Genomic DNA, 21,187 nt, shown 5'->3' on the forward strand with positions numbered 1-21,187 from the left:
GTCGTGCCCATGGGCGCGCCACGACACCGGAGGAGTCACCATGACGCGGGTATTGGTCGTCTACGCTTCCGAGCGCGGCGGCACCGCAGAGATCGCCGGCTGGATCGGCGCCGGCCTGAGCGGCTCCGGTCTGGAGCCGGACGTCCGTCCAGCGGGCTCGACCAAGACCGTCGAGGGATACGACGCCGTCGTCCTCGGGGGCGCCCTCTACGCGGGCCGCTGGCATCGCGAGGCACGGCGCTTCGCCAGGCGGTTCTCCGGCGAGCTGGCCGCCCGGCCGCTGTGGCTGTTCAGCAGCGGACCACTCGACCACACGGCCGAGGCGAAGACCGTCGGGCCGGTACCGGGTGTTGCCAGGCTCGGCCGCAAGCTCGGCGCCAGGGACCACGCCACGTTCGGCGGGCGCCTCGCCCCCGACGCCAGGGGCTTTCTCGCCTCCAAGATCGCGAAGCGGGCGAGCGGCGACTACCGGGACCGTGACCGTGTGCGGGCCTGGGCGGATGAGATCGCCCGGGAACTGCGGACGGTTGGCACGTGACCAGAGGACCAATGTCCTCTGGGGGCGGCGAGGCCTGTTGCCATAGCGTTCAGGGATGAACCAGATCATCGTCGGAGTGGACGGCTCGGACCAGAGCATCGCCGCGACCAGGTGGGCGTCCGACGAGGCGCGCCGCAGGAACGCCTCCCTGCGCGTCGTCTACGTCGTGACCCCCTGGCTGTTCGACTTCCCGGTGGACCCGCGCGCCGGGGCGGCCCGGGAATGGCTGCTGAAGGGCGGCGAGGAGATCGTCGAACGCGCCGTCGCCGCCGCCCGCGAGAACTCGCCCGGAATCGAGGTGACGGGGGTCCAGAAGGGCGGCCAGGCCGCAGAGGTGCTGATCGAGGAAGCTCAGGACGCGCTGATGCTGGTGGTCGGCACACGCGGCACCGGCACTCTCACCGGCCTGGTCCTGGGGTCGGTGTCGCTGCAGGTCGCCTCACATGCCGGTCGCCCCACCGTGGTCGTTCACGATTCAGGGCCGGCCGACCACGGCGAGATCGTGGTCGGTGTGGACGGCTCGCCCGGAAGCGGCGCGGCGGTCGGGTTCGCCTTCGAGGAGGCCGCCTCGCGCGGGGCCAGGGTGCGGGCGGTCCTGGCCTGGACGCATCCGGCGTCCACCGTGCCGAAGGAGCTGCGGCCCGACGATCCGGAGAGCCGGACGGCCGAGCGGGAACGTGTCCTCGCGGAGTCCCTCGCCGGATGGCGCGAGCGTTTCCCGCAGGTCGTGGTGACGCAGGAGGTCGTCCACCAGCGGGCCGTCCGGGCCCTGGCCGGCGCCTCGGCAGGCGCGGACCTTCTGGTGGTCGGCTCACGCGGGCGAGGCGGTTTCCCCGGGCTCCTGCTCGGCTCGGTCGGCCGGGCGATGCTGCACCGTGCCCACTGCCCTGTCGCCCTCGTCCCGCCGCCGGGCGCCTGAGCGCGGCTCCGTCACCTGATCCCACCAGGAGGTGACTCACCGGCGGCCCGGCGTGTCCTCTGACCCTGTGCCGGGCGGCTCCAGGACGTCCTCCTCGTGACTCGCCTCTGGCCGACGCTCGGTGGGCGCCGCTGGTCGTCACAGGGGCTGTTGGTCCCGGGACAACCGATCGTCCGGGCTCTCGGGGCCCACTCCAGGGGGACGGAGGTCCCGGGGGAGCAGGGTCCAACGCACCTACTGGCGGCAGGGCGCGGGGCGTTGACTGATCTTGACAGAACCGTGGTGGTTCGATGGGAAAGGGTGAGACGACGATGGCTGTCTCCGAGCACAAGATCAGTGGGCGCCGGGCTCTGGTGAGCCTGCGTGTGGTGGCGGCCAAGCCGCTCACCGAGTCGCCCGCCGCGCGGTACGTCTGGGCGATCGCCCGTCTGGCGCTGGGATGGGTGTTCGTGTGGGCGTTCCTGGACAAGGCATTCGGGCTGGGACACGAGACCCCCGCGGCAAAGGCGTGGGTCGACGGCGGCAGCCCGACCGAGGGCTTCCTGAAGAACGCGCCGAAGGGGCCGTTCGCAGGCTTCTACAACGACCTGGCCGGGCAGGCCTGGGCGGACTGGCTGTTCATGATCGGCTTGGCCGGGATAGGCGTCGCGCTGGTGCTCGGCATCGGGATGCGCATCGCCGCCGCCGCCGGAGCACTGCTGCTGGTCATGATGTGGACGGCCGTCCTGCCGCCGGAGAACAACCCCTTCATGGACGACCACCTCGTCTACGCGATCCTCGCCATCGGGCTCGCGCTGGTCAGCGCCGGCGACGCCCTGGGGCTCGGACGCTGGTGGGCGGGCACCAGCCTCGTCCGCCGGTTCCCTGTCCTGAAGTAGCCGCACCGCGGCACCAAGGGCGCTCACCTCGGTGAGCGCCCTTCCGCGTCCCGCCCACACGTGTACCCGCCCGGCTGCGCCTCCTCGCGCTCGGCCGGGCGGGCTGGACGGAGATCGGTGTGGTGCCGGAGGGCACCTCGCCGGGCAGCCGTTCTCACGCTCGCGGGTAGGCGGTGGGGTGGGTGTCGTCGTGGTCGTAGTCGAGCTCGGCGACGACGTCCACCACTCCTTCGGTGGCGGCCGTCATCCGGACGACGACGGGGATGAGGCTCTTCAGCTCCATCTTCCCGTGCAGGTGGACGACGCCCTCCTCGACGCGGACCTTGATCTCGGACGGGTCCTGCCAGAGCCGGCAGACCAGGACCTCGCGGATGATCTCGCCGCGGATGGCGTCGTCGGACCGCTGGAACACGCTCAGCAGGTCACGGCGGGCGACGATGCCCTTCAGGCGCCCCCCGTCGTCGACGACGGGCGCCCTCTTGAAGCCGCGGGAGACCAGGAGCCGGGCCGCCTCGGCGACCGGTGTCCGCGGAGCGATGGTCACGGCCGGGCTGGTCATGAGGCCACGGGCATCGACGGCGTCTGCCTTGGCATGGACCTTGGCGCGGGCCCTGCGGTGCCGGAGCCGGTCCAGACGCGGTTCCGTATCGGGCGGGTCTGACTTGTACTGCTTGTGGAGAAGATCCGCCTCCGTGACGATCCCGGTGACGCGGCCATCACCGCTCAGGACCGGAACGGCACCGATGCAGTGATCGGCGAGGGTCTCGACGATCTCGATGAACGGGGTGTCCTCGGTCACCGTCACGACTTCCGTGGTCATGACGTCCTCGACCGTGCGGCGTTCCATGGTGACTCTCCTGTGTCTCGCGCCGGTCAGGCGGGTTCGGCCGTGTCCCGTGGGCGGACGACGGCGACGGGGCAGCGGGCATGGTGGATCGCGCCGTGGCTGACCGATCCGAGGGGGACGGCGCGACCACGGGAACCGACGACCACGAGGTCGGCGTTCGCGGAGGCCGAGACGAGCGCTTCGACGGGGTGGCCGATCACGACGTCCTCGACGGCCTTGACATCCGGGTGGCGCGACCGCCATGGCGCGAGGGCCGCGGCCAGATGGCCGCGGAAGGTGTCGCAGGCCGACGTCAGATCGACGCCGACCTCGACCGCGAGCATCGCGGGCCGCCAGGCGTGCAGCACACGTAGCCGCGCCTCCCGGGCGTCCGCGGCGGCGAAGGCGTACCTGAGGGCGGGCCCCGGGTCCTCCGCCAGATCCAGGCCGACCACGATCTCGCCCGCCGCGCCGTCGTCCCGGCCGCGGACGACGACGACCGCGCCCGGACAGTGCCCGGCCAGCCGCAGCCCCGTCGAGCCCAGCAGCAACTCGGTGAACCCGCCCCGCCCGCGATGGCCGATCACGACCTGCGCGGCGTCGTCGGCGTACTGCCGGAGCCCCTCCGCCACGTTCCGGGCATGGACCAGCATGGTCTCGACCCGCAACTCGGGATGACGGCGCGACGCCAGGTCGCGGGCGCCGCGCAGAAGAGGGTTCCAGGACTCCGCCAGGGACCCGGGTGCGCCGGCGGCGTACTCGACGCCATGGGGGGCGGGCTCGACGACATGGAGCACGCGCAGTGAGCCACCATTCCGGGCGGCCTCGTCGGCCGCCCAGGCGATGGCGCGGTCGGACTGCCCGGAGCCGTCTGTCCCGACGATGATCGCCGTTCGTTTCGTGGACATCATTTCTCCTTGGGGGGTCAGGAGGCCAGCGGCGGCAGGAGGAGCATTTCGTGCGCCCGCCGGGCCGCCGCCTTCGCGTCGCCGTCCGGCGTGTCCAGAGGGGTGCCTTCCAGCGCCGCGGCCAGGACACGGGACGCCTCGGCGAGGGCGGCGATCTGCCGCTCCAGCACGGCGATTCGATGCTCCAGCTCCTGGACGGAGGGTTCTGCGGACGTGGGGATGATCTGCCTCGCCATCGCGAAGCTCCTTCGCTTCGTCGTGCCGCCCGATGGCGGCCACGGTGTCGATTCCAGGGTCGGTCGAGCGCCGGCCGGTACCCAGGGACCTTCGTCCCGCGGGCGCGGTCGTTCGGCCCTGGGTACCGGCCGGCGCCGGGGCCGACCATCGAAGGCGAAGTGACCAAGGAGGCACCGCGTCAGGCGCTCGCCCCGTGCGACACCGGACGGGATCGGTGCCCGGCCCCCCAGGAGCGAACATGACCGCCTGCCTGCTGCTCGTCGTCGACGACTCGCCCCCGGCGCTCGTCGCCGCCCGCTACACCATCGAACTGGCGCGCACACTTCATGCCAGGGTCAGGGTGGTGAACGTCGCTGCCGACGCCGTCCTCACCTCTCCGGGCGCCGGGGCACTCGATCTCCCGGGCTCGGCGGGGCGACCCGACTCGGCCGACCACTCGGTACTCGGACACGTCGAACGCCTCGCCCACCTGGAGGAGGTGGAGGTGCAGGCGGTCCAGCTCACCGGAGACATCGCCCAGAGCGTTCTGGACGAGGCGCGCCGCGTCCGACCCGACCTGATCGTGCTCGGCCGCGCCGAGGATCCGGGGTCCGGCCTCCGAGCGGCGCTCAGCCCCTGGGCGGCGCGTGTGCTGGAGTCGGCCGAGCAGCCCGTCCTCATGGTCCCGCAGGAGTGGCGGCCCAGGGGGTCTCGGCCATGACGCCCCCACGCCGTGCCCGGTCATGCCGGCCGTCCTTTGGAGGAGTTCTCATGAACGTTCGGAGAATCGCGATCTGCGCCGTCGCCGCGGGCGCCTACGCGGCACTGATCCGTCCTCGCCTGCTCCGCTGGGGCGCCACCGCGCAGGAGGCGGGCGCCTCGTACCCGGGTGACGACCTCGTCGAGCACGCGACAGGGCAGTCCACCATGGCCGCCTCTCTCCCGGCGCCCCCCGAGGACGTCTGGCCGTGGCTGGTCCAGATGGGATGCCAGCGGGCCGGATGGTACAGCTGGGACCGGCTCGACAACGGCGGACGGCCGAGCGCGGATCGCATCGTCCAGGAATGGCAGGATCTGAAGCTCGGCTCACGGGTCCCCACGGTGCCCAGCGGGGCCTTCTGGTTCACCGTCGCCGCCATCGACCCGCCCACGACGCTGGTGCTCCGGGCCGATCTGGAGCTTCCGTGCGGCAAGTGGTTCGATCCGCGCGGACCACGGCCCAAGGCGTACACCGATGGGATCTGGGCGTTCCATCTGCGGCCGCTGCCCGACGGCGGGACCCGGCTGATCGTCCGGACCCGTGGCCGGGGAAGGCCCGCCGCGGTCGATCGGCTCATCGCGTGGTCGTTCGGTGAGGCCGCGCATTTCATCATGCAGCACCGGCAGTTCCGCAACCTCCGGCGGCGCGTCGGCCGCGCTCAGGCAGGTGACGTCGGCTCGTCGGCCAGTGCCACAGGATGAGGGAGTCACAGAGCCGCCCGCTCACATCCTCTGAGGATGTGAGCGGGCGGTTTCGTGCGGGTGGTTTCGTGGGGGATGGCGTCCGCTGGGTGAGAGCCGTTCTGCTTGTCGAATCCGGCGAGCCGACCTCGGCCAGCTGCGGGCAGTGCGAGTGCCGGCGTGCTGGCCGCGGTCGGCTCGTTCCTCGGACGTCAGGCGGTGGCGGTGGCGGCCTTCCGTAGCCGGCCACGCTGGAGCAGCCGTTCGACGTCGCCGGTGGTGACCGTGCCGATCACGTGGTGATCGGCCGTCACGACCGCGATGAGATCGCCCACCGCGGGTCCCTTGGCGAGGAGGGGAAGGGCGGGCTCGTCGGGCCGGACGACCCGGTCCGGGTCCAACCGGGTGGCGATGTCCCCGAGCGGTGCGCCGGCCTGAGCGGCGGGCACGTGGGCCAGCCGTTCCAAGGTCACGGCGCCGACCGGGTCGCCGGCGACGTCGATCACGGGGAAGGCCGACTGGCGTGAGCGCAGTGCGACGGTCTCGATGAACGCGCCGACGGGCTGCCAGGTCCAGCCCCGATCGGGATCGGGCGTCATGATGTCGCGGACGGGCGTCACCCCGGCGGCCTCGCGTACCGTCGTCCACCGGTCCTCGGCCTTGGCCGAGCTGGTGATGAACCATCCGATCAGCATGAGCCACAGGCCGTTGACCCAGCCGGCCAGCAGCAGGAACGCCAGACCGACTCCGATCATGGTGCTTCCCAGGACCAGGCCCGCACGGTCGGCGGTGTGGGCGGCGCCGTCCTGATCGCCGCGCCTGCGCCACAGCAGCGCGCGAAGGATCCGGCCACCGTCCAGCGGCGCCCCGGGCAGCAGATTGAACAATGCGACGGATGCGTTGGTGACGACGAGCCAGGTGAGGGACATGGTGACGAGTGGCGGTGCGCCCAGCGCGGCCGCCCCCATCCATGTGCCGCCGAATACCGCGGCCGCGGCGGCGCTGGTGAGCGGGCCGACGCCCGCGATGTGCAGGTCCGCGGTGGCATGCGGCGGTTCCCCGTCCAGCTCGGCCACGCCCCCCAGCATCCAGAGCGTGATCGACTTCACGGGTACGCCGTAGTGCCGGGCGACCAGGGCGTGGGCGAGCTCGTGCGCGAGCAGGCTGGCGAAGAACAAGATGGCCACGAGTAGTCCCGCCGCCCAGCGGGCCACGGCGGTCGCCCCGGGATCGGCCTCGGGAAGGCTCGACTGGGCGAGAAGATCGGCCACCAGCACGAGCATGACGAGCACGGACCAGTTCACCCCGACCGGGATGCCCTTCACAGCACCGAACTTCAACGTCTGTTTCATCGGAACCTCCTGGTTGCTGCTTCCAGCCTGAGGCCGGGAAGACAAGGCAGGTAGGGCCGATGCGCCCCTGCAATCGGGACTTTGGGCTGTGGGAGGTGGCGTCCGAGAGCGAGCGAGAACATGCCTGCGGCTCCTCGTCCCGCTGTGGGGGATCCGCGCCGTCGAATATGCCGCTCACAAGACGCCTATTCCAGTCAGAGAGGCGTCGTGGTGATCATGTCATCGTCCCGCCGCCGGCCCTCGGAGTTCGTTTCACAGACTCTGGGAGGGCGCGCTGATCACGGCCTGCCGCGTCGATTGGGAGGGGTGTTCCGTCCGGGGCGAAGGCCAAGGCTCGCACGTCCCTCCTGCGTCGCGATCTGCAGGAGCATTGCCGAAAGGAGGCTGTCGAACCAGCCGAGCGCACCGGCGTAGGCCACGCGGACGTCGTCCGCGGTCGGGTTCTCACCGAGCGGCGGAATCAGGCGGCGCAGCTCGTCGGCGAGCGGCGGAGACACGCATCGGGTCGCGTCCTCCCGGATGCGTCCGAGGATCCGGGCGGCGCGGAGCACGCCCGCGTGGGTGACGGCTCCCGCGTGCAGTTCCGCGTTCACCGCGGTCAGGAGCTTCCAGATCCGCATCAGACGCGCGGGCTCGGTGACCCGGTGACCACGACCCGACTCTCCGGATTCGCCGATCAGGACGGTGATGTGCGGCGGAGGCTGTGCCGTGACCCGCCTGTTCTCGTCTTCCCTCAGCCGACCGGTCATGATGTCCCCTCTCACCGCGATGAGCGCTCGGAGATCTCGGTCGCTTGCACTTGTTCTCCGGATAGCGTCACTCTCCGGATGCCGCTTTCATCGTCCCGCCCGCCTCCCCCGAATCCCAGGGACGAATGGCCCCCGATGGCATGACATTCGTCCGTCACCATCGGGTGAGCGGCCGCGAGCCGCCGGTACCCGTCGTCGTGAGGTACGTGAGGCGCACCTCTGCCGTGCACACTGCCCACCATGTGGTCCCATCCCAGTTCGGAGGGAACACTGTTTCATGACGAAGGCTGGTCATAATTTCGTAAAGCCGCGTGCATGTGGCCGTGATAGGGCCGTGAACATGGCGCACTCTGCCCGGTGATACGGAGTCGATGCCTACGCGGCGTAACAGAGCATGGGATCCCGAATCGGACATTGTAGACGTAAAGTATCCGCGTCGGACGGTTATCGGAGCCCGGTGGCGGGCTCTGCGGACTTGGCTCGGAAGGGCGAAGGGATGGCCGATGGGCAGGACCGGTTCGAACGCACCAGGCGACCAGGGCGGGCGGGATGTACCGCGCTTGGGCCTCCCCCAACTCCAGTTGGACGACCTGCTCGGGGAACTCCAGACGAGATTGACGACCGTGCGCACCACCCGGGACCGCGTCCACGCGCTACTGGAAGCCGTCGTCTCCATCGGCACCGATCTGGACCTCGACACCGTGCTGCGGCGCATCGTCGAGGCGGCCACCGCACTGGTGGACGCGCGCTACGGGGCCCTGGGGGTGATCGACGAGAGCGGCGACCATCTCGTCCGGTTCATCACGGCCGGGATGACCGATGACCAGATCGCCGAGATCGGTTCCTGGCCGCACGGCGAGGGCATCCTGGGACTCCTGATCAAGAAGCCGCAGGCGCTGCGGCTCACCGACCTCTCCTCGCACCAGGACTCGGTCGGCTTTCCAGCGGGTCATCCGCCGATGCGCTCCTTCCTCGGCGTGCCGGTACGGGTGCGTGACGAGGTGTACGGAAACCTCTATCTCACCGAGAAGGCGGGCGGCGGCGCCTTCGAGGACGACGATCAGGCCGTCGTCACCGCCCTCGCGACCGCCGCGGGCATCGCGGTCGACAACGCCCGGCTGTTCCAGGAGACCCGGCGCCGCGAGATCTGGCTCGGAGCCTCGGCCGAGATCTCCAACTCCCTGCTCTCCGGGGCACCGGGCTCCGAGGTGATCGAGCTGATCGCCCAGCATGCCCGGGACATCGGCGGGGCGTCGAGCGCTTTGATCATGATCGCGGAGGACGGGGAACTGGTGACCGCGGCGGCGGTGGGCGATCACCACGAGGCGTACCGGGCGCTGCGCCTGCCGGTCGGGGAGAACGCCACGGGGGCGGGCGCGGGGTCGTCCGCCGCGCGGGTCTTCCGCAGCGGCCGCTCGGCGCTGGTGGGCGACGCCCGGGCCGAAGCCCGCAACGCCGGCGTACCCGAGGAGGTACCGGCCGGGGCGGCGCTCCTGGTGCCGCTGGGACGCGACGACGCCGCCCGCGGAGTGCTCATGGTGATCAATCCGCCGGGCGAGGCGCCGTTCACCACCGCCACGCTCGACCTGCTCGAACCGTATGCCGCCCAGGCCGCCGTGGCGCTGGAATTGGCCGATCGGCGCCGTGACGCCGATCGCCTGTTCATGCTCGAAGACCGTGATCGGATCGCTCGGGATCTGCATGACACCGTCATCCAGCGGCTCTTCGCCACGGGCATCACCTTGACCGGCGCTTGCAAGATCATAGAGAAGCCGGGCGTGGCACACCGGGTCGGGCAGGCGATTCAGGAGATCGACGACGTCATCCGGCAGATCCGTTCCTCGATCTTCGCTCTCCAGGCCACCGCCGATGAGCGGCCCGCATTGCGCGGCAGGGTCCACGAGGTCGTCGACGCCGCTGCCCAGAGCCTCGGTTTCGCCCCGGCGGTGAAGGTGGACGGGCTGGTGGACACGGCCGTCGAGGAGGAGGTGGGCGAGCATCTGCTCGCGGTCCTGCGCGAGGCGCTGTCGAACGTCGCCCGGCACGCCCGAGTCCGCCAGGTCCGCGTCGCCATCGGCGTTCGGGCCGGCGGCGGCGAACACCTGCTGACCCTACGGGTCGAGGACGACGGGGTGGGCTTGCCCAGCGGAGGCCGCCGCAGCGGCCTGGCGAACATCGCGGACCGCGCCCGGCGGCTGGGCGGGGCGTTCGAGACGGGGTGCCCGGACACGGGCGGAACCGTCCTGGAATGGCGGGTGCCAGCGGGGCTCTCCCGCTGACACCCGCGGCCGGTCTCAGGGTGTCAGGGCGTCAAGGGTGGTGAAGGAGTAGCCGTTGGCGCGGAGCCCTTGGATGATCTGGGGGAGGGCGTCGGCGTCGAGGGTGGTGTGGTCGTCGGGGTTGGCCCCGACGTGCATGAGGACGATCATGCCGGGGCTGGCCGCGGCCAGAACACGCGCCGTGACCTTCGCGGCCGTCTGGCCGCCGGAGGTGCCCTGCCAGCCGAGGGAGTCGACGCTCCAGCCGACCGGGACATGGCCCAGTCCGTTGACCAGGGTGATGTCCGAAGCGGTATAGGCGCCGTAGGGGAAGCGGAAGAGAGCGCGCGTCTCGGCGCCGTTGGTGTTGAAGATCGCGGTACGCGCGTCGGTGACCTGGGTGCGGGCGGCGGCATCGCTGATCTTGGTGAAGTCGGGGTGGGTGTTGCTGTGGTTGCCGATGCGGAAGCCCGAGCCGGCCAGGAGGTTCGAGTAGACGGGGAACCCGCGGACGAAGTCACCGACCAGGAAGAAGGTCGCGGGCACGTTCTCGCGCTGGAGGGTGGCGCGGATCGAGGACACGCCGGCGGCGTCCCAGGCCCCGTCGAAGGTCAGCGCGGCCACCTTGGCGGTGGTGGGGATCCGGGTGACGTTCTTGCCGCGCAGCGAGGACGGCACGCCGGGGGGCGGGCCCGGCACCCAGGCGCGCTGGTCGGTCGTCCACGTGGTGCCGGTGACCGTCCGGCTCCAGAACGCCGCGTCGCGACCGCGGCCGACGACCACGGTCTTACCTCCGGCGTACGAGGCGCCCGGGCCGTCCACGTACAGGCCGCCCATGATCTGCCAGTCGCCCCAGGAACCGGTGAAGATACGAACACGCAGCCGGTGGGTGCTGGCATTGCGGACGAACACCCACGTTCGGCCGGTAGCGGCATCGGCGGCGATCCCCGGCGCGCTGTAGGTGCTCTCGCCCAGTGACGTCCAGTCCGACCAGGCCGTACCCGTCCGGGTTCGAGTCCACACCGCGTGGTCGCGGCCGGTGACGACCACGCGGACGGCATCGGTCCCCGTGACGGCCACGGCGGGCGCGCTGTCGGCCGTCACGTCGAGGTCCGTCCAGGAGCCCCAGCCGGTCGCGGGAGTGTAGGTCTTCGTCCGCAGCCGGTCGGCGGCGTCGCGGACGAACACCTCGACCCGTCCGTCGGGATGTCCGGCCGCCGCGGGCGGTGCGGTGATGACCAGGTCATCGACCTTGGTCCACGGTTGCCAGGTGCCGTTCACGCGGACCCGCTCCCATAGGCGCCCGTCCACGCCGCGGCCGAACACGTGTGGGGAACCGGCGGCGAACGTGACCGCTGGACCGCCCACCAGGCGCCCGTTCAGATTGAGCGGCTCGGCCCATACACCGCCGACCAGTCGGCGGTAAGACACGGTGGACTTCGAGGTCCGGTAGGCGACGTCGAAGCCCTTGCCGTCGGGCCATCCGGCCACGCCGGGCGTCGAGGTCGGGACGTCGGCCGCCGCCGTCCGGGCCGCGGCGGCGGGAGGGGCGGCCAGCGCCGGCCCGGTCGCCAGGGCGGCGGGGAGCAGCACGGCGGTGGAGAGCGCAATAAGGGATCGCATCGAGGGGACACCGTCCTTTGGTGGGGATCCTCAGCATCGGCCCGCCGCCCGGCCGGCGGCAGTGGACCAAGGTCCCCGGGCCGCGGGCCGAACGGCACCGGGCCGGCCACCGCCCTGCCACGGGGCACCCGCTTCCGGGGCCCAAAGGCGGCGGGAGAGGGGGACCTTCGCCCCTAGGCCGGTGCTGAAGCGGGGAGAAACGTGGGGGGTGAGCGGCCACGCCGGTGTGCTCGAAGACCGCCATCGATGAAGAGGAGAACACGATGTCCGAGCCGATCGTCGTCGGCATCGACGGTTCCGACGAGGCTGAACACGCCCTCGATTGGGCCGCCGCCGAGGCCGGGCTGCGTCAGCGCCCTCTGCACATCGTTCACGCTGTGGAGAACTGGCCCTACAAGACCCCGCTTTTCGCGCCCCCTGAGACGGCCGAACGCTTCACCCGCGCGGCCCACATGCTCCTGGCAGGTGCCCGCGAACACGTCCAGAAACGGTGGCCCGACCTTGAGACGTCGACCGCGGCGGTCGCCGGCGAGACGCCTGAGGCTCTGCGGGAGCAGTCGGAGAAGGCGTGCGAGCTGGTCCTCGGCAGCCGCGGCCGCGGCGGGTTCGCCAGCCTGCTCCTGGGCTCCACGAGCCTGCGGGTGGCCGAGCATTCCCCCGTCCCGGTCGTGATCGTACGCGGGGACGCCGCCGACCGCGGTGAGATCGTCGTGGGTATCGACCCGAAGCGGGACGCGAGCGCGATCCTCGACTACGCCTTCGACGCCGCTGCGCTCCGTGGCGCGCGAGTGCGGATCGTGCACGCATGGCGGACGTACGAGACCCTCATCGAGGCCGGTTACGCCATCGACGTCGAGCAGGCACGGCAGGATCTGCGCACGGAGGCCATCGAGGCGTTCGCGCCCCAGCGGGACAGGTATCCCCAGATCGATGTGGTCGAGGAGATCGTCCTGGGACATCCGGTGACCGCGCTGACCAACGCCTCGCGCAATGCCCGCCTGCTGGTGGTCGGCGCTCACGACCGGCACTGGAACGCGCCCCACCTCGGCTCGATCGGCCACGGGGTCGTCCACCACGCGCAATGCCCGGTCGCCGTCGTCCATCCCCGCTGATCCGTCGCGCGCCGCTGATCCGTCGCGGCGTCCGGCAGCGGGCCGTGGCGCTCGCCCTTCAAGGATCGTTCGCGTCACCCCGTTCCACCACCGGCCCTTGGCCCTCCCGAGTAGGGACCTCCGGCGCTGTGACAGGAGGCACGGGCCGCCGAACGGCCGGCGGTGGCCCGCCGGCCGTTCAACGGCTTCACCTGGTGGAGCCCGTCAGGACGCCGTAGGCGATGATGTTGTCCTTGTAGCTGCGCTTGACCGGGTCGAACTCGCCTCCGCAGGTCATCACCCGGATCGTCGGATCGGAGGTTCGGCCGTAGACCCGCTCGGTCGGGAACCGGGACTTCGGCACCTGCTCGATCGAGGTGATCTGGAAGATCGCGGTGCGGCCGTCCTGGCGGAGGACCTCGACCCGCGCTCCGCGCTTGAGGTGTCCGAGCTCGTAGAACACCGCCGGGCCGGAGGCGCGGCTGTCGACGTGGCCGTAGAAGGCGGCCGGGCCGCGTTCGCCCGGTGCCGCGCCGCCGTTGTACCAGCTGGTGAGCCATGGCTGTTTCAGGGAGGGCTCCTGGACCGTGCCGTCGGCGTTCAGCCCGAGGCTCAGCACCGGTGCGTCGACGCCGATGGCGGGGATCCGGATGCGGACGGGCGACGACCGTGCCATCGGGGCGGCGGCCCGCGTCACCGAGGAGGTGCCGCTCGGGCCGCCGCCCGGCACGTCCGGCGGCCCGCCGCGGGCGAGCCCGAAGAGGACGAGGGCGGCCCCGATGAGCACGGCGGCGGCCGCGACCGGCGGCCACACGCCGCCCCATCGGTGCATCTCACCCACCACCCTCGCGGCGCCTGCGCAGCGCGAACGCGCCCGCGGCGGCACCGGCGGCGACCAGAATCATGCCACCGAGCACCAGGGGACCGGAACCGGAAGTGGAGCCGCCCCCCGTCTGCGGCGGCCCGGACGGAGTCGGACCGGTCGGGGCCGGGCTCGTCGGCAACGAACTGGTGGGAGACGGTTCAGGCGTGCCCGAGGCGATCAGGAGGGAGGCCGAAGCGCTGACCGTGGTCCCGTCGCAGAGCAGGTCGACGCTGTAGCGGGCGGGTTTGGCGTCGGCGGAGGTCTTCATGGTGATCTTGGTGGCCCCCTGGAAGGCGCCGCTCCCGGTGAAGGCGCCGGACTTGACGACGGCCTTGGCGGTCCCGTCCGCGCAGACGGCGGAGACGGTCACCTGTGCGCCACCGGCGTTCACTGTCGACGGGGTCACGGAGACCGAGTTCTTGGGTGTGGCCGGCGGGGTGGTGGGCCCGCTCGTCGTGGGGGTCGGGGTCGGTTCGAAGGGACCGAGGGCGAGCGCCGCCGCGAGGACGGGGGTGAGAGCGAGAACACCGATGGGCGACATGCCAACCTCCTGCGCGCTGTTTGGCCCGCGTGGTCGGGGCCTTTCCGCTTCAAGTGCAGCCCGATCGGCGCTGTCGTTGCAGGGACGGAGGTCGTCCCGTGCGAGGCCCTAAGTCCCTGCCTGGCGGGGCACGCGGGACCGGCGGGCGGCGGGCCTGGAGGTGCTTCTCCGGTGAACCCGCAGTTGACCCGGCGGGCGGGTGCCGGCGAGGCTCGGTCACCACTGTCGTGGACCTTGTGCCGGACGCGGGTGCAGGGGGGACCTTCGTCCGTAGCCGGCCGAGGGACGCCTCCCTAGCGTCGGGGGGAGTGGTGTAAGGAGGCCGCGATGGGCGTACAGGCGATACGGGCCGAGGGCCTGACGAAGCGATTCGGGAACGTGGTCGCGTTGGACGGCCTCGACCTCGAAGTGGAGCGGGGTGAGATCTTCGGGTTCCTGGGGCCGAACGGGGCAGGAAAATCGACGACCATACGCCTGCTGCTGAGCTTGATCCGGCCGACCGCGGGGACCGCGTGGATCATGGGTGTGCCCGTCGGTGACGCCGTTCGCGCCCACCGCCATATCGGCTATGTCGCGGGGGACGTCGCGGTCTGGTCACAGCTGACCGGCATGGAGACCCTGACCTACCTCGGCCGCCTCTCGGGCCGGGTCGATGTGGCGTTCCGGGACGAGTTGATCGAGCGGCTGCGGTTCGACCCCGGCATGCGGGCGCGCTCCTACTCCAAGGGCAACCGGCAGAAACTCGCGCTGATCGCGGCCTTCATGTCGAGGCCCGACGTGCTGTTGCTCGACGAGCCGACGTCCGGCCTGGACCCGCTCATGGAGGCCGAGTTCCAGACGCTGGCCAAGGAGGCCGCGGGGCGCGGGCAGACCGTCTTCCTTTCCTCCCACCTTCTGGACGAGGTCCAGGACGTCTGCCAGCGCGTGGCGATCCTGCGCCGGGGACGCCTCGTCGAGGTCGCGGCCCTGGAGGACCTGCGAAACCTGGGCGGGAGCGTGCTGGAGGCGATCATCGATGGTCCCGTACCCGACCTCGACGGGGTACCGGGTGTGACCGGTGCCGAGCGGATCGACGGCGGGGTCCGGGTGACGGTCAGCGGCTCGCCGTCGCCGCTGCTGTCCCGGCTGAGCGCCTGTCCCCTGGTCCGGCTGCGCAGTCACGAACCGACCCTTGAAGAGATCTTCCTGAGCTACTACGAGGCGGACCGATGAACGGGACCGTGCCGCTGCGCGGCCGCGTGCCACGGGTGAGCGTGGAATCGGGCCGTCCGGCAGGCGTACAGGTGGCGCGGCTGACCGTCCGGCTGATCCGCCGCGGCGCCCTCTGGCTCGCCCTGGTCGTCGGCTTCTATATGGCCGTCGAGGTCTTCAGCTACGAGCAGACCTATCCGGACGCCGCCGCGCGTCTACGGCTCGCGAAACTCGGGGATGACCCGGCCATGCGGATGCTGCAGGGCATCCCGCACGCCGTCGAGACGCCGGGGGGCTTCGTCGTCTGGGACGCCGGCTGGATGCTGGCCGCGATCATCGGCATCTGGGCGCTGCTCGTCACCGGGCGCCTGCTTCGCGGGGAGGAGGAGTCCGGGCGCGCGGAACTCGTCCTGGCGGCCCCGGTCAGCCCCGCACGCGTCGTCCTGGTGCAGGCCGCGGTCGTCACCGCCGCGGCCGTTCTGACCGGCGCGGCGGCGGCGGCGGTGCTGACGGCGATGGGAACCGGGGTGGTGGGGTCGGTGCTCTTCGGCCTCGCCCTGTCCGGCGTCGCCGCGACGTTCGCCGGCGTCGCCGCCATCGCCTCGCAGCTCTTCCAGATACGCCGCCGCGCGACCGGGATCTCGGCCGCGGTCTTCGGAATCCTGTTCCTGCTCCGGATGGGAGCGAACAGCGCGGACTCCCGGGGGTGGCTGCGCTGGCTGTCCCCGTTCGGCTGGCTGGACGAACTGCACCCCTACCGGGAGCCCCGGTGGGGCGTGCTCGCGGTGTCGCTCATCGCACCCGCCGCCCTGTTCGCGATCGCCGTCCGGCTCCGCGGCGCGCGGGACACCGGCGGCGCGCTGATCACCGGGAACGACCGGGCCCGCGCCCGGTACCGCCTCCTCGGCGGTCCCACCGCGTTCGCCTGGCGCGGTGGCGAGGGCATGCTCGCGGGCTGGCTGCTCGGCATCGCCGCGTACGCCTTCATGTCCGGTGCCCTCGTCGCCACCGTCACCGACTTCGTGGCCGACGACCCGGACTACCGGAAGGTGCTGGAGTCGATGGGCTGGGACGCCGCCGACGCCGCCGAGGGCTTCGCAGGACTCATGGGCGTTCTCATCGGCCTTCTCATCGCCTTGTACTCCTGCTGGCGCATCGGGGCCGCCCGCGCCGAGGAGGCCACCGGACGGCTGGACCACGTCCTCACACGTCCCGTCACCCGCTCGCGGTGGCTCAGCGGTCATGTGCTGCTGACCTTCGCCACCTCGGTCCTGCTGGCGCTCGCCTCCGCGCTGGCGATGTGGGCTGGCGCGGCGGTCACCGGGGCGGATCTCGGCCTCGCCGACTCGCTGGCCGCGAACCTCAATCCGCTGCCGGTCGTCTTGCTCGCCGCCGGCCTGGCGGTCCTGCTCCTCGGTGCCAGGCCACGGCTCACCGTCACCGGCTCCGTGGCGGCGACCTCCACCGCCTACCTCGTCGAAATGATCGGGCCGGCGTTGAACTGGCCCGATCCGGTCCTGGGCCTGTCCCCGTTCCACCACCTCGCCAAGGTGCCCGCGGAGCCGTTCCGGCCCCTGGCCGCCGTCACGATGACCGCGCTGGCGGTGCTGCTGGCCGTGGCGGGCGGCGTCCTCTTCGATCGCCGGGACCTCACCGGCGACTGACCAGGGTGGGCGTGCCTGTTCCTCGCCCAGAATCGGGCGACGATCTCACCGCGGAGCGCGAGCACGCCCCCGTCCGCAGAGAGAAGCCGCGGTCTCCAGTCGGGAGACCGCGGCTTCGCCGGTCGCGACACCGTGCCCGGTGCCCCTCGCGCCTTGAGGCGCCTTGCGCGCACCTAGGACACCGTCACAGGCGGGCGGCGATGTGGTCGACCAGATCGGCGAGCCGGCAGGTGTAGCCCCACTCGTTGTCGTACCAGCCGAAGACCTTCACCAGCTCGCCGCTCGACTGGGTGAGCGGCGCGTCGAAGACGCAGGAGGCGGGGTCGCCGATCACATCCCGGGACACGATGGGGTGGGTGTTGTAGCGGACGATGCCCGCCAGCGGGCCGCCGGCGGCCTTGGCGAACGCCTCGTTGATCTCCTCGGCGGTGGCCGGCCGGTCCAGCAGGCAGGCCAGGTCCACCAGCGACCCGTCCTCGACGGGGACGCGCAACGCCATTCCGTCGAACCGTCCCGCCAGCTCGGGGATCACGGCGCCGACCGAGCGGGCGGCTCCGGTGCTGGTCGGGATGACGTTCACGGCCGCGGACCGGGCGCGGTGCAGGTCCTTGTGCGGGGAGTCGAGGAGGTTCTGGTCGTTGGTGTACCCGTGGACGGTGGTCATGTAGCCCTTGACCACACCGAACGCGTCGTGGAGCACCTTGGCCATGGGCGCCACGCAGTTGGTCGTGCATGAGGCGTTGGAGACGACCGTGTGGTGGTCGGGATCGTAGACGTCCTCGTTGACGCCCATCACGATGGTGGCGTCCACGCCCTTGCCCGGCGAGGAGAGGACGACCTTGCGCGCCCCGGACTTCAGGTGGGCGGCCGCGTCCTCCCGCTGGCGGAACCGGCCGGTGGACTCGATGACGATCTCGGCCCCGACCGCGCCCCAGTCCAGGTCGCGCGGGTCGCGGTGGGCGGTGACGGGAATGCGGCGGCCGTCGATGATCAGTGCCGTGTCGTCGTGCTCCACCGAGCGGCCGAGGCGGCCGTAGGTGGAGTCGTACATGAGCAGGTGCGCGAGGGTGGCGGTGCCGGTGATGTCGTTGACGGCGGCGACCTCCTGGCCGCGTTCCAGCGCCAGCCGCAGATAGTTGCGGCCGATGCGTCCGAATCCGTTGATGCCTACCGGCGTTGTCATCTCTTCTCCTCCTGGTCGGATCGGTGCGCGACCAGGGCTCACCGCCGGTGCCCCTGGACCGCTTTCTCAAGGCTCCGACGGAGGCGGGACCAGTTCATAGGGACCTTGGTCACCTCTGCGTGGTCTGTTGGACTCCCGGGAACCGCGGGTCGCCGCAAGGCCGCGACGTGACGTAGGGCGCTTCCCTCCGCGTGGGCCATGGACGCGTCCTGACCAGGTGGGCGGCCGTGTCGTTGCCGCCACCCGCAAGGTCTGCTCGCACCCCGCGCCAAGCTCTATCCCTTCGCCCGCCGTGCCCGGATGGTCTTGGCGGTCGCGTCCGCGAGGAGGACGGCCGGCAGGACGATCAGGGCGATGAGCCAGCCGAGCGGGGACGGAAGGCCGCCGCCGAGCAGATGCGCGAGCGGTGGGACCCCCATGAAGGCGAGCATGACCACGAGGTCGGCGGTGACCGCCCAGAGCAGCAGCGGGTTGCCGGTCCAGCGCAGGCGCCCGGCCCAGCGCGACTCGCTGCGGCAGGAGAACGCGGCGGCCATCTGACCCAGCATGATGGTGGCGAAGGCGGTGCCGGACGCGGTGAACAGCAGCGCGTCGGACGGGTCCTCGCCCCAGCTCCAGCCGCCGGCGACCAGAACGGTGGCGAAGGCGGCCATGGTGACGGCCGCCTCCGCCGGCCCGAGCACGCCGAAGACACGGCCGAGCAGGCCCCGGTCGATCAGGCGGGTTCTGCTGACGCGTCCCTCCATCGTGCGCGGCCCGGCGGGCTCGGCGCCCAGGGCGAGGGCCGGGAGGATGTCGGTGCCGATGTCCAGGGCCAGGATCTGCAGCACGCTCAACGCCAGCGGGAACTTCCCGCCGGTCGCCGCCCAGGCCACGAACGGCACCAGCTCGGCGACGTTGTCGGTGAGGTGGTAGGTCAGGAAGCGGCGGATGTTGGAGAAGGTCGCCCGGCCCTCTTCCACCGCCGCGACGATCGTGGCGAAATGGTCGTCCAGCAGGACGAGGTCGGCGGCCTCGCGGGCGACGTCGGTACCGGAGGCGCCCATCGCCACGCCGATGTCGGCCTGCCGGAGCGCCGGCCCGTCGTTCACACCGTCCCCGGTCATCGCCACCACGTGCCCACGTGCCTGAAGGGCGCGGGCGATGCGCAGCTTGTCCTCGGGGGTCACCCGGGCGACGACCACCTGGTCGCGGTCGAGCAGGCGCCCGAGAGCGGTCTCGTCGCGGGGGAGTTCGGTGCCGGACACCACCAGGGCATCCGGCCCCGCCAGTCCGACCTCGGTGGCGATGGCGCGGGCCGTCGTCGGATGGTCACCGGTGATCATCGCCAGCCGGATCCCGGCCCGGCGGCAGGAGGCGATCGCCGCCGCGACGTCGTCGCGAGGCGGGTCCTCCAATCCCACCAGGCCGAGCAGGGTCAGCTCGCGTTCGGCATCGTCGGGATCGTCGGGGAGGTCGTCCGGCAGGTCCTCCGGTCTCCGGACGGCGACCGCGAGGACGCGCAGGCCCCGGCCCGTCATCGCGGCAAGGGACGCCTCGGCGCCGGGAGCGGGTCCGCAGCGGGGGAGCACGGAGTCCGGGGCGCCCGTCAGATGGAGGCCGCTGGAGGTGAGCGCCGAGGCGCGCCGCCGGCGCGCGTCGAAGGTCAGGCGGCGGCGCACCGGTTCCTCGGACAGGTCGGATCCGGCGCGCAGGGCGAGGACGTGCAGAGCCGCCTCCATCGGATCGCCGATCGCCTGCCAGCGGCCGCCCGTACGGCGTGTCCGACCCGTGGAGCACCGGTGGGCGGTGGATGCGAGCCGCCGCACCGCCTCGACCGCTTCGGCCGCGCCGGTGAGGTGGCCTTCGGGGGAGTACCCGGCGCCCTGCACGCTCACGGTGCCGGAGGGCGTCCATACCTCGACCACCGCCATCTCGTTGCGGGTGAGGGTGCCGGTCTTGTCGGTGCAGATGAAGGTGGTGGAACCGAGCGTCTCCACCGCCTCCAGCCTGCGCACGAGGGCATGGCGCCCGGCCATCCGCTGGGCGGCCCGGGCCAGCGAGAGCGTGACGGTCGGCAGCAGGCCCTCCGGCACCAGCGCGACGGTGACGCCCACGGCCAGCAGGAAGCCCTTGCCCGGTTCGAGGCCGAGCAGAACGGCGGCGCCGAAGAACGACGCGCCGACGGCGACCGCGATCACCGCGACCGCCAGGACCACGCGGTGCAGTTGGAGCGCCAGCGGGCTCGGCCGCCGGTGCGCGCTCCGCGTCAGCGCGGCGATGTCGGCCAGCCGGGTCGCCGACCCGGTCGCGACCGTCACCGCCTCGGCCTCTCCTTCGGTGACGAAGGTCCCCGCGTGCACGCGAGCGCTCTTCTCCGGACGCGCCGGGACGCTCTCACCGGTGAGCATCGACTCGTCCACCGCCAGGGAATGGGTCTCCAGCAGTTCGAGGTCGGCGGAGATCCGGTCGCCCGGCCCGAGCAGGACGATGTCGCCGATGACCAGCTCCGCCGTGTCGATCACGGTCGGGCGCCCGTCGCGGCGGACGGTCACGCGGGCCGGAAGCAGCTCGCGCAGCCGTCTGCCGGCCCGTTCGGCGCGATACTCCTGGGCGAACGCGAACACCCCGTTGAAGACGACCACGACGGCGATGGCCACGGCGAGCTGCGGCATACCGCCTACGTAGGCGAGGCCGGCGGCCCCCCACAGCAGCAGCGCGAAGAAGTGCACCATCTGCCGGGCCAGGGAGATCAGCGGCGACGGGGAGCGCTCGGTGGGCAGTATGTTGCGGCCGTTCCGGTGCAGTCGGGCCGCGGCCTCGTCTGAGGTCAGTCCTCGCTGAACGGGTGTCGGCCCCGCCTCTGTGACCATGGGGCAAGCCTGTTATAGGCGGGCTCGCCGCTTTAGAGGCGCAAGCCCCCGGGTCGAGGGACCTTCGGCCCGGGACGGGATCTCGCCTGGGGA

Annotated in this window: 19 protein-coding genes; 9 read left to right on the forward strand and 10 right to left on the reverse strand. The window is 71.8% G+C overall.

What is annotated here, in order from left to right:
- The first annotated feature begins 40 nt into the window (after nucleotides 1–40).
- From AMA02S_RS21945 to AMA02S_RS21955, 3 genes are all read left to right on the forward strand, one after another.
- Nucleotides 41–538 (forward strand): flavodoxin domain-containing protein, encoded by a 498-nt coding sequence (locus AMA02S_RS21945; protein ID WP_067461212.1) that lies wholly within the window; start codon nucleotides 41–43, stop codon nucleotides 536–538.
- 55 nt (nucleotides 539–593) lie between these two features.
- Nucleotides 594–1,457, forward strand: a complete 864-nt coding sequence (locus tag AMA02S_RS21950; RefSeq protein ID WP_067461213.1) for a universal stress protein — start codon at nucleotides 594–596, stop codon at nucleotides 1,455–1,457.
- A gap of 311 nt (nucleotides 1,458–1,768) precedes the next feature.
- Nucleotides 1,769–2,335 carry a DoxX family membrane protein gene (locus AMA02S_RS21955; RefSeq protein WP_067461349.1) on the forward strand — a complete coding sequence of 189 codons (567 nt, stop codon included), beginning with the start codon at nucleotides 1,769–1,771 and terminating at the stop codon, nucleotides 2,333–2,335.
- 154 nt (nucleotides 2,336–2,489) lie between these two features.
- On the opposite strand, the gene AMA02S_RS21960 is transcribed toward AMA02S_RS21955, so the two are convergent.
- The 3 genes from AMA02S_RS21960 to AMA02S_RS21970 are packed head-to-tail and all read right to left on the reverse strand — an operon-like array spanning nucleotide 2,490 to nucleotide 4,305.
- Complete coding sequence (locus AMA02S_RS21960) at nucleotides 2,490–3,182, reverse strand: CBS domain-containing protein (protein ID WP_067461214.1); 693 nt, start codon at nucleotides 3,180–3,182, stop codon at nucleotides 2,490–2,492.
- Nucleotides 3,183–3,208: 26 nt separating this feature from the next.
- On the reverse strand, nucleotides 3,209–4,069 hold the full coding sequence (locus AMA02S_RS21965) for a universal stress protein (RefSeq protein ID WP_067461215.1): 861 nt from the start codon (nucleotides 4,067–4,069) through the stop codon (nucleotides 3,209–3,211).
- Between the two features lie 17 nt (nucleotides 4,070–4,086).
- On the reverse strand, nucleotides 4,087–4,305 hold the full coding sequence (locus tag AMA02S_RS21970) for a hypothetical protein (RefSeq protein WP_067461216.1): 219 nt from the start codon (nucleotides 4,303–4,305) through the stop codon (nucleotides 4,087–4,089).
- Nucleotides 4,306–4,544: 239 nt separating this feature from the next.
- Here AMA02S_RS21970 and AMA02S_RS21975 point away from each other — a divergent pair, with 239 nt between their 5' ends.
- Nucleotides 4,545–5,006 (forward strand): universal stress protein, encoded by a 462-nt coding sequence (locus tag AMA02S_RS21975; RefSeq protein ID WP_067461217.1) that lies wholly within the window; start codon nucleotides 4,545–4,547, stop codon nucleotides 5,004–5,006.
- Between the two features lie 50 nt (nucleotides 5,007–5,056).
- Nucleotides 5,057–5,746 carry an SRPBCC family protein gene (locus AMA02S_RS21980; protein WP_067461218.1) on the forward strand — a complete coding sequence of 230 codons (690 nt, stop codon included), beginning with the start codon at nucleotides 5,057–5,059 and terminating at the stop codon, nucleotides 5,744–5,746.
- Between the two features lie 191 nt (nucleotides 5,747–5,937).
- Here the strand turns inward: AMA02S_RS21980 and AMA02S_RS21985 are convergent, their stop codons facing one another.
- A complete protein-coding gene (locus AMA02S_RS21985) occupies nucleotides 5,938–7,077 on the reverse strand; it encodes a site-2 protease family protein (RefSeq protein WP_067461219.1) in 1,140 nt (379 codons plus the stop codon).
- A gap of 278 nt (nucleotides 7,078–7,355) precedes the next feature.
- A complete protein-coding gene (locus tag AMA02S_RS21990; protein WP_067461220.1) occupies nucleotides 7,356–7,826 on the reverse strand; it encodes a proteasome activator in 471 nt (156 codons plus the stop codon).
- 503 nt (nucleotides 7,827–8,329) lie between these two features.
- On the opposite strand from AMA02S_RS21990, the gene AMA02S_RS21995 reads away from it, so the two are divergent.
- Nucleotides 8,330–10,105: a GAF domain-containing sensor histidine kinase gene (locus AMA02S_RS21995; protein ID WP_067461221.1), complete on the forward strand. Its 1,776-nt coding sequence runs from the start codon at nucleotides 8,330–8,332 to the stop codon at nucleotides 10,103–10,105.
- Nucleotides 10,106–10,120: 15 nt separating this feature from the next.
- Here AMA02S_RS21995 and AMA02S_RS43605 read toward each other — a convergent pair whose 3' ends face one another.
- Entirely contained in the window at nucleotides 10,121–11,707 is a 1,587-nt protein-coding gene (locus AMA02S_RS43605) for a polysaccharide deacetylase family protein (RefSeq protein ID WP_067461222.1), read from the reverse strand.
- 263 nt (nucleotides 11,708–11,970) lie between these two features.
- Between AMA02S_RS43605 and AMA02S_RS22005 the strand changes: the two genes are divergently transcribed.
- Nucleotides 11,971–12,819: a universal stress protein gene (locus AMA02S_RS22005; RefSeq protein WP_067461350.1), complete on the forward strand. Its 849-nt coding sequence runs from the start codon at nucleotides 11,971–11,973 to the stop codon at nucleotides 12,817–12,819.
- A gap of 187 nt (nucleotides 12,820–13,006) precedes the next feature.
- On the opposite strand, the gene AMA02S_RS22010 is transcribed toward AMA02S_RS22005, so the two are convergent.
- Entirely contained in the window at nucleotides 13,007–13,630 is a 624-nt protein-coding gene (locus tag AMA02S_RS22010; RefSeq protein ID WP_067461351.1) for a class F sortase, read from the reverse strand.
- Between the two features lies 1 nt (nucleotide 13,631).
- A complete protein-coding gene (locus tag AMA02S_RS22015; RefSeq protein ID WP_067461223.1) occupies nucleotides 13,632–14,204 on the reverse strand; it encodes a hypothetical protein in 573 nt (190 codons plus the stop codon).
- Between the two features lie 327 nt (nucleotides 14,205–14,531).
- Here AMA02S_RS22015 and AMA02S_RS22020 point away from each other — a divergent pair, with 327 nt between their 5' ends.
- Both AMA02S_RS22020 and AMA02S_RS22025 read left to right on the forward strand, forming a co-directional pair.
- Nucleotides 14,532–15,416 (forward strand): ABC transporter ATP-binding protein, encoded by an 885-nt coding sequence (locus tag AMA02S_RS22020; RefSeq protein ID WP_084265458.1) that lies wholly within the window; start codon nucleotides 14,532–14,534, stop codon nucleotides 15,414–15,416.
- The gene (locus tag AMA02S_RS22025; protein WP_067461224.1) at nucleotides 15,413–17,059 is read left to right on the forward strand and encodes an ABC transporter permease; all 1,647 of its coding nucleotides are present in this window, start codon (nucleotides 15,413–15,415) and stop codon (nucleotides 17,057–17,059) included. Before AMA02S_RS22020 ends, AMA02S_RS22025 begins: the two co-directional genes overlap by 4 nt.
- Nucleotides 17,060–17,243: 184 nt before the next feature.
- Here the strand turns inward: AMA02S_RS22025 and gap are convergent, their stop codons facing one another.
- Nucleotides 17,244–18,242 (reverse strand): type I glyceraldehyde-3-phosphate dehydrogenase, encoded by a 999-nt coding sequence (gene gap / locus AMA02S_RS22030; protein ID WP_067461225.1) that lies wholly within the window; start codon nucleotides 18,240–18,242, stop codon nucleotides 17,244–17,246.
- A gap of 275 nt (nucleotides 18,243–18,517) precedes the next feature.
- Nucleotides 18,518–21,094 carry a cation-translocating P-type ATPase gene (locus AMA02S_RS22035; RefSeq protein ID WP_067461226.1) on the reverse strand — a complete coding sequence of 859 codons (2,577 nt, stop codon included), beginning with the start codon at nucleotides 21,092–21,094 and terminating at the stop codon, nucleotides 18,518–18,520.
- Nucleotides 21,095–21,187 lie beyond the last annotated feature (93 nt).

This window comes from Actinomadura macra NBRC 14102 (assembly GCF_001552215.1).
Taxonomy (GTDB): domain Bacteria; phylum Actinomycetota; class Actinomycetes; order Streptosporangiales; family Streptosporangiaceae; genus Spirillospora; species Spirillospora macra.